At 74.1% G+C, this 1,123-nt stretch carries 1 protein-coding gene; it reads right to left on the bottom strand.

The features are described 5' to 3' along the window. Window positions 1–33 precede the first annotated feature (33 nt). A partial coding sequence (gene lnt, locus E1166_RS30580; protein WP_132343261.1) for an apolipoprotein N-acyltransferase occupies window positions 34–1,123 on the bottom strand: 1,090 nt, incomplete at its 5' end.

Genomic DNA, 1,123 nt, shown 5'->3' with positions numbered 1-1,123 from the left:
GCCCACCACACCCCCCTCGTCGCCGCTGCCGCCCTATCCCGCGGCGTCGCGGCGCCCCGCACGCCGCAGCCCGACCGCGACCAGCAGCACCGCCACGGCCAGCCCGGTCAGGACCACCTCCGGCCACACCCCGACGCGGGTCGCCGGGGTCCGCCCGCCGGCCAGGGTCACCTGCCGCACCACCACCGCCCGGGTGTTGAACCCGGTGGCGCCGCTTACCCGCCCGTCGGGGGTCGCGAACCCGGACACCCCGACCGTGGAGGCCATCAACGCCGTACGGCCATGCTCCACCGCCCGCAACCGGACCATCGCCAACTGCTGGCGCGCCTCCGCGACGTCGAAGGTGGCGTTGTTGGTCTGCACCACCAGCACCTGCGCCCCACCGTCGACGGTGTCGCGCACCAACGCGTCGTAGGCGACCTCGAAACAGATCACGTCACCGAGCACCGCCGGCCCGGACCGCACCACCCCCGCCGTCTCGCCGGCCACAAAGTCGTTACGCACCAGGTCGACCTGGTCGCTGACCATCCGGGCGACCTTCCGCAACGGCACGTACTCGGCGAACGGCACCGGGTGCCGCTTGGTGTACAACTGCGCCAGGTCGGGGCCGCTGCCCGGCCGCCACAGGATGCCCGCATTGCGGACCTGCTTCTCGCCGGGACCGAGCAGCACCGCCCCGACCAGGATCGGCGCACCGACGGCGTCAGCGGCCCGGGTGATGGCCTGCCCGGCGGAGACGCTGCGCAGCGGATCGATGTCGGACGAGTTCTCCGGCCACACCACCAGGTCAGGTCGGGGTTGTTGCCCGGTCCGGACCTGTTCGGCCAACGCCACGGTGGCCGCGACGTGGTTGTCGAGCACCGCCTGCCGTTGGGCGTTGAAATCCAAACCCAGCCGGGGCACGTTGCCCTGCACCACCGCCACCGTCACCGTACGACCGGCGTCGGCCACGCCGACCGGCAGCAACACCGCCGCCCCGGCGACCGCCCCAGCCGCCGCCAGCAGCGCCGCCACCGGCGCCCACGCCCGCAGCTCACGCCCCGGCCACCGCCGCCACACCACCACCACGAGCAGCCCACCGGTCAACGCCACCGCGAACGTCACCAGCGGCGCACCCCCCAGC

It is taken from the genome of Micromonospora sp. KC213, from assembly GCF_004348325.1.
Taxonomy (GTDB): Bacteria; Actinomycetota; Actinomycetes; order Mycobacteriales; family Micromonosporaceae; genus Micromonospora.
Note: the sequence above shows the minus strand (reverse complement) of the source record. Positions and strands in the feature narration are given on the sequence as shown.